Origin of the sequence: uncultured Microscilla sp. (assembly GCF_947493425.1) — a bacterium.
In the GTDB taxonomy this organism is placed as follows: Bacteria; Bacteroidota; Bacteroidia; order Cytophagales; family Microscillaceae; genus Microscilla.
The window spans coordinates 1-206 of the sequence record NZ_CANLRP010000734.1; the positions used below are offsets into that span (position 1 = coordinate 1).

Below are 206 nucleotides of genomic sequence, written 5' to 3' on the forward strand. Positions count from 1 at the left end.
AAAAGAGGCATTGAATGTTTGGAGGTGTTGTACCAAAGCTTGGTAAACGAGATTAAAAACCGAGGTTACCTCCAAGCGGATGAAACTCCTATTAAGGTGCTCACTTCCGAAAAGAAAGGAGCTACCCACCAAGGTTATTTTTGGGTCTACCACGACCCTTTCGAACAAAGTATTGTATTTGACTATCAAGCCACCAGAGGCTATGC

The 206-nt window shown here is 43.2% G+C and carries 1 protein-coding gene; it reads left to right on the forward strand.

Annotation, left to right across the window (positions count from 1 at the left end):
* Nucleotides 1-206 (forward strand): transposase (locus tag Q0954_RS34990; RefSeq protein WP_299466975.1); only part of this gene is annotated, 206 nt, incomplete at both ends.